This window comes from Asaia sp. W19 (assembly GCF_003994335.1).
In the GTDB taxonomy this organism is placed as follows: domain Bacteria; phylum Pseudomonadota; class Alphaproteobacteria; order Acetobacterales; family Acetobacteraceae; genus Asaia.
On record NZ_PNQZ01000085.1, the window covers coordinates 1 to 6,139 of the forward strand.

Consider the following 6,139-nt stretch of genomic DNA (forward strand, 5'->3'; position numbering starts at 1 on the left):
CACTTGGTCCATGACCGTCACTAAAAACTGGCGGCTTACTTTTCGTCTCAATGAGCAGGGACAACTCTGCGATATGGCTTTGGAGGACTACCATGGCGCTTAAGATGCATTGCTCGCTCGCAGTCCATGTCGGGGACTGGATCAAAACCGAGCTTCTTGAGCCCCAGAATATCAGGGTCAACACTGTCGCCGAGCATCTGGGCGTTTCCCGTCAGGCGATCAGCGCCCTTCTGAATGGGAGGTGTGGGCTCACCGCGGAGATGGCGATCCGCTTTGAAAAGGCCTTTGGCGTACGAGCCGAGACGCTGATGCGCATGCAGAGCACCTTCGACCTTGCCCAGGCCAGAGCGCATGCGAGTGATCTGCACGTTCAGCATTTCAGTCTCCAGGATAAGGCTGATACCGTGGAGCGGCGGGTGTGAAGCAACGTTGCGACGGGTACGTGGGATAAATGTTGGCTTGGTTGCTAAACCGAACTTGCTCCGACTGACCCAGCGACACACTCGCGTCACTGTCTTGCCGCCACTGTGAAAACGTTGGCAGGAATGTCGCACTCACAGAATGAGATGGGGGCGCTTCGAGGCTATTCAGACCATGTCCGCATAAAGCCTATATCGTTGATACGGCATAGATGCTGAAGTTTCACCGTCGAGGCCACAATCGAGGGCGAGCCCCACGACAGGAGAAACCATGGACCAATATCTTGCGCTCGTAGTCCTCGTCGCCGCTATCCTGCTGCTGGAGACAGGTGCGCGACGATTGAGGCTCCCGCGAGCTGCGGTACTGATCATCGGAGGCGCGGGATTAGGAATGATGCCTGGAATCCCGGCAGTAAAAATCGAGCCCGGCCTCGTGCTGGCGATCTTCCTCCCTCCTTTGCTGACAAGCGGGGCATGGTTCACAGCATGGCGCGACTTCAGGGCGAACCTTTCTGGTATCGTTCTTCTTGCAGTCGGCGCTGTCGCCTTCACCACCTTTGCCGTTGCGTGGGTGCTTCATTGCTTCGTGCCAACATTACCATGGGCTGTTTGCGTTGCGATCGGCGCAATCGTAGCGCCCCCGGATGCGGTTGCGGCAGAGGCCGTGCTCGCGCATGTCCGTTTACCCGGGAGAGTCGTCGCTCTTCTGCAAGGTGAAAGCCTCCTGAACGACGCAGCGGGGCTCGTTCTTCTTCGGTTTGCCGTAGCAGCAGCGCTGACCGGTGTCGTCGATCCCGCAAAGGCTGCCGGAACATTTGCTGTTCTCGCGCTCGGCGGGATCGGGTTCGGGCTGATCATGGGCAATTTGTGGCGGTTGATCCTCCGAAACCTTTCCGATGCGGGCCATGCGATAGCGGCCATGCTTGTAGCAACGGCGATCTCGTATCTCGGCGCCGAGCATCTTCACCTGTCTGGAGTGCTCTCAACGGTCACCATGGGACTGGTTATCGGCTACCACCAGCATCGCGATCTGTCTGCGACAATCAGGATAAGAGCCGGAGGTTTCTGGCTCGCGCTGGTTTTTCTCATGGAATCTCTACTCTTTATCCTGATCGGACTGTCGCTCCGAGGGGTTATCGACCGTGCGCATGATACCAGCGACGTTCTCGGAGATCTGCTGCTGCCATCCTTGTTGATTGCGGCCACCGTCATCGTCACGCGGTTTCTATGGGTCTTCAGCTCGGATGTTGCCTGGCGCCTGGTGCGATCTTTTGGTTTCGGGAGGGGTCGTGCCCCGTCATTGCGTGAAGCAACAGTAATGGCCTGGGCGGGAATGCGCGGGGCGGTGACCTTGCTTGCAGCCTTATCCCTACCCGAAACCCTACCGGGACGCGATCTGGCCCTGGCGAGTGCTTTCATGGTTATCGTCGTCACCGTTCTGGTTCAGGGTGCGACACTTGCCCCCCTGATCAGATACCTCAAACTCGATAGCGAAGCAGAGATCGCCGCCGGGATTGCGGCAGAAGGAGAGGCATGGGTGATCATGTCACAAGCCCAGCAGGAGTCCCTCAAACCTGTTGCCGATGAGCATCCGCGTCTCTACGAGCAATATGGCCGCAAGCTCGAAGCGTCGATACTGTCGCGCGATGCGCGCGACGATACGCGAGGGCACGAAATCGCCCACTTCCGGACTGTTCTTATGGTGATAGCGGCGGGTCGCGAGGCGATCGTCACACTCCATCGTGCTGGCACGCTGCCGGATGCTATTCTCCGGGAGATGGAATATGAGCTCGATCTACAGCAAATGGTGGCCGAAGCCCGACTGATAGATTGACCACGCCTCGCCGACGCTCCGACGGATGAGAGCGTCCTTACCCGGCTTGCTTCGTCTCGGGCACGGAGGCGAAAAGGAGGTTCAGGCCCTCGGCAATCGTCGGATGAGCAATAATGGCATCCCGGAGCGTCTGATAGGGAAGCCCCGCGATCATGGCGATCTGCACGGAGGTCATTACCTCGCCCGCCTGAACGCCCATCATGGTAAAGCCGAGGATCCGATCGTCCTTGCCGATCAGCGCCTTCATGAAGCCTCGCGTCGCCCCCAAAGTACGCGCTCGTGGAACGGACGCCATTGGAAGTCTAGCCACGCGAAAAGTAATCCCGGCCTCGGTTGCCTGCTTCTCGTTGAGGCCGATGCGCGCCAGTTCCGGATCGATGAAGACACAGTATGGGATGGTTCGCCGCGACGCCCGATGGGGGCCACCGGACTTCACGCTCTTGATGACACGATAGTCGTCGAACGATGCATGGGTGAACATCGGGGTGCCGGCGATTTCGCCCAATGCCCAGATCTCGGCGGCGGAGGTCCGCAATGAGGCGTCGACCGTGATGAAGCCTCCTTGATCGACTGCAACCCCGGCGATATCGAGACCGATGCCCTTGGTTTGAGGCGTCCTGCCCGTTGCGACGAGAAGATGCGACCCGAAGACGGCTGCTCCGCCGTCAAGGATGACTTCCACGCCCTGACCGGACCGGCCCGAAACCCTCTCCACCCGGGCATCGAAAACGAAGGAGAGGCCTTCCTCGACGAGCGCATCCCGCAAGGCATGCGCGACGTCGTCATCTTCCTGCTTGGCTATATTGGAACCGCGCTCGACGATCGTTACCCGCGCGCCAAGGCGTCGAAACGCCTGTCCTAGCTCCAGACCGATATACCCTCCACCGAGAATGATGAGGTGTTCGGGCAACTCGGTCAGCGCGAGCGCCTCGACATGCGTGAGCGGTTGGCTCTCCGTAAGGCCCGGGATTGCGGGCATATGGGCGGACGTACCAAGATTAAGATAGATTTCGGGCGCGGTGAGACGCCGCGTCCCTTCGGTTGTCGATACCTCGATGACCCTGGGCTCGACGAAGCGGCCGGACCCTAGAATCAACTCAAGACCCGATGCCTCGAAAGCCTTCCGATTGAGCCCGACCATGTCGCCGACGACCTTCGCCGTCCTCGCGGCGACCGCGTTCATATCGAGGGTCGAGGTCGTGGCGGTCCCAAAGGCCTCAGCTTGTAAGGCCGAGGCATGGATCTCGGCGCTACGTATCAGAGCCTTGCTCGGGATGCAGGCAACGTTGATGCAGGACCCGCCGATATAGCCTCGCTCGATCATGGCGACGCGCTTGCCCGCGCGCGCCTGATCCATGGCCAACGACTTGCCCGCTTTTCCGCCGCCGAAAACGACGATGTCAAACGCTTCGGCACTCATTGTCCGTCTCCTATGCCTTGATGAAATTGAGGATATCGGCGTTCAGCACGTCGGCATTGACTGTCAGCATGCCGTGGGAGAAGCCGGGATAGGTCTTCAGCGTCCCATTGCGCAGGAGTCCGATTGCCTTGTGGGCCGAGTCCGCGATCGGGACGATCTGGTCGTCCTCGCCATGCAGCACCAGCGTCGGCACTGTGATGGCCTTGAGATCCTCGGTCTGGTCGGTCTCCGAGAAGGCCTTGATGCCGTAGTAATGCGCGAGCGCCGAACCTTTCATGCCCTGACGCCACCAGTTGCGGATCACGCCCTGCTGCACGTCTACGCCATCACGGTTGAAGCCATAAAAGGGACCCGTCGGCACGTCGAGGAAGAACTGCGCCCGGTTGGCGGCAAGCGCCGCGCGGAAGCCGTCGAACACCTCAATCGGCAGCCCCTCGGGGTTGGCGTTGGTCCTTAGCATCAAAGGCGGCACTGCGGCGACGAGGATCGCCTTGGCGGTGCGGCCCGAAGGCTCGCCGTGACGGGCCACATACCGCGTGACCTCGCCGCCACCGGTTGAGTGGCCAACATGCACCACGTCCCGAAGGTTCAGTGCCTCAACAACCGCGAAGGCATCGGCTGCGTAGTGATCCATGTCATGGCCGCCCGTCACCTGGGCTGAGCGGCCATGGCCGCGACGGTCATGCGCGATCACACGGAAACCGTGCTCGACGAAAAACAGCATCTGCGCGTCCCAGTCGTCCGACGACAGTGGCCAGCCGTGGTGGAACATGATCGGGCGCGCGTCCTTTGGGCCCCAGTCCTTGTAAAAGATCTCGGTACCATCCGTTGTTTTGACAAAACTCATGTTCATCTTCCTCCCTGTCGGTCCAAAATTATGGTCGATCTATACGTCCCGATACTCGCCGGTGATCCAGTCCGCGATCAGGGAAGCGTAGATGTCGGACGCTTCCTCCCAAACGAAATGACCGGCGTCGACAATGTCAGCCCGGCAATGCGGCATGCGTTCGGCGAGAAAGCTTCCGTTGGCAGGCGGCACGAACGGATCGTGCTTCCCCGAGATCACCAGCGTTGGTACGGTGATAGCTGGTAAAAGGGTCTCCAGCCGCGGCAGATCACGCTGGTAGGCACGCACGAAATCCGCAACCTCGTTCCAGCGCTGGCCCTGCGATGACGTCCGGTAATCCTCCAAAATCCCTTCAGGGATGGTGGCCCGGGCCATTGTCTTAACGAGCTGGTACACTTGCTCTCCGCCTTCCAAAGCGGCGAAATCATCGCGTGTTGACCCAACGATCCGTTTCAATGGGTCGCCGAGCAGATTGAGGCTGATGCCGCCACTGCCACCGACGATGCTTTCAAAACGCTCCGGCTTGCGGCTCGCCGCGTACAGGGTCGCAAGCGTGCCGATATCCGGCGCTACGAAATGCGCGCGTTCCATGCGAAGGTGATCAAGAACTTCGATGAGGAAATCGCCCATTGCGTCCGGTGACATCAGATCTGAGCGCGTTTCGGATTGCCCGAAGCCCGGAAGATCTACCGCCGTGACAGGGCCGATCGCCTGCATGCGCTCCCATACGGAGTTGAAAGCGTAAATGCTCTCCGGCCAGGGGGCCGTGAGGACAATCGGTAGTCCCGGACCGGCAGAGGATTGCATGATGCGAATGCGCAGTCCGTCCACCTCAATGAAGGATGGGGACGGCATGATGATGGCTGGGTGGGTCATAAGATTCTCCACAAAATCCGCCGGTATTCGCGTTGGTCGGCCGGTGGCACCTCTGCGATCACCGTGGCGTGCAGTTGTGACGGGTGTAATTCCAACTGAACCAGCTGTCTGACGCTGCCGGTGAAGATCTCCGCACCCACAAGCGCCCGACCGTCACACCCAGGGGATATGCGCGGTCGGAGCTGGCAAGGGACTGCCCGTCAGTCTTCTCGTCGCGGCAAGTTTCAGCGAAGCTCGATTCGATCGATGTCAATCGACACGACCAGTGATTCGGCCATTGCCTGGCCATCTGGTTGCCGGGGGAAGATACGTCGCCTAGTCGGGAACTTGATCCCCTGCACTTCGAGATAACCGGACAGGTAATGAGCACCCGGCGTATTGCCGGCGATCTCCACGTCGTAGTCGTGTCGCTTGATCAGCCCGCCCTCGTCCACAAAGAGAGTCTGGACCGTACTATGGGTCGCGATCCCTGGCGGAAAGGTCACGCGCAGGCGCTTCCAGGTCTCACCCTGCTCCTGCCAGTCCTCCAGACGTTCCACTACGACGCCGGGAGCCCCCAAAAGGAATGGTACGTTGAAGTAGGTCCACATCGCGATGCCGGCGAAATAGGCGAGCTGCGGTTCCGTCCACGGCGTTTCGAGCGTGTGACCGGCAAACGAGGATCGGGGTGCGTCCAGGATTTCCGTCACCTTGCCCAAGTCGTCCTTGATATCGACCCTGTTTGGCTGGAACAGCGTCGKMMG

General features: G+C 60.0%; 6 protein-coding genes. 2 read left to right on the top strand and 4 right to left on the bottom strand.

Going from position 1 to position 6,139, the window contains the following annotated elements; all coding sequences use genetic code 11:
* The first annotated feature begins 92 nt into the window (after window positions 1-92).
* Together C0V97_RS16290 and C0V97_RS16295 are read left to right on the top strand one after the other, a co-directional pair.
* Window positions 93-422 (top strand): HigA family addiction module antitoxin, encoded by a 330-nt coding sequence (locus tag C0V97_RS16290; protein WP_233582072.1) that lies wholly within the window; start codon window positions 93-95, stop codon window positions 420-422.
* Between the two features lie 268 nt (window positions 423-690).
* Window positions 691-2,253 (top strand): Na+/H+ antiporter, encoded by a 1,563-nt coding sequence (locus C0V97_RS16295; RefSeq protein ID WP_127103600.1) that lies wholly within the window; start codon window positions 691-693, stop codon window positions 2,251-2,253.
* A 37-nt stretch (window positions 2,254-2,290) separates the two neighbouring features.
* Here the strand turns inward: C0V97_RS16295 and C0V97_RS16300 are convergent, their stop codons facing one another.
* From C0V97_RS16300 to C0V97_RS16315, 4 genes are all read right to left on the bottom strand, one after another.
* On the bottom strand, window positions 2,291-3,673 hold the full coding sequence (locus C0V97_RS16300; RefSeq protein ID WP_127103601.1) for an FAD-dependent oxidoreductase: 1,383 nt from the start codon (window positions 3,671-3,673) through the stop codon (window positions 2,291-2,293).
* A gap of 10 nt (window positions 3,674-3,683) precedes the next feature.
* Window positions 3,684-4,520 (bottom strand): alpha/beta fold hydrolase, encoded by an 837-nt coding sequence (locus C0V97_RS16305; protein ID WP_127103602.1) that lies wholly within the window; start codon window positions 4,518-4,520, stop codon window positions 3,684-3,686.
* Between the two features lie 39 nt (window positions 4,521-4,559).
* A complete protein-coding gene (locus C0V97_RS16310) occupies window positions 4,560-5,237 on the bottom strand; it encodes an alpha/beta fold hydrolase (RefSeq protein ID WP_199751958.1) in 678 nt (225 codons plus the stop codon).
* Between the two features lie 383 nt (window positions 5,238-5,620).
* Window positions 5,621-6,139: hypothetical protein (locus tag C0V97_RS16315; RefSeq protein WP_127103603.1), on the bottom strand; the 519-nt coding region annotated here is incomplete at its 5' end.

Coding starts and splice junctions, on each gene's coding strand:
- C0V97_RS16290 (WP_233582072.1), top strand. CDS start 93: ATGGCGCTTAAGATGCATTGCTCGCTCGCAGTCCATGTCGGGGACTGG.
- C0V97_RS16295 (WP_127103600.1), top strand. CDS start 691: ATGGACCAATATCTTGCGCTCGTAGTCCTCGTCGCCGCTATCCTGCTG.
- C0V97_RS16300 (WP_127103601.1), bottom strand. CDS start 3,673: ATGAGTGCCGAAGCGTTTGACATCGTCGTTTTCGGCGGCGGAAAAGCG.
- C0V97_RS16305 (WP_127103602.1), bottom strand. CDS start 4,520: ATGAGTTTTGTCAAAACAACGGATGGTACCGAGATCTTTTACAAGGAC.
- C0V97_RS16310 (WP_199751958.1), bottom strand. CDS start 5,237: ATGCAGGCGATCGGCCCTGTCACGGCGGTAGATCTTCCGGGCTTCGGG.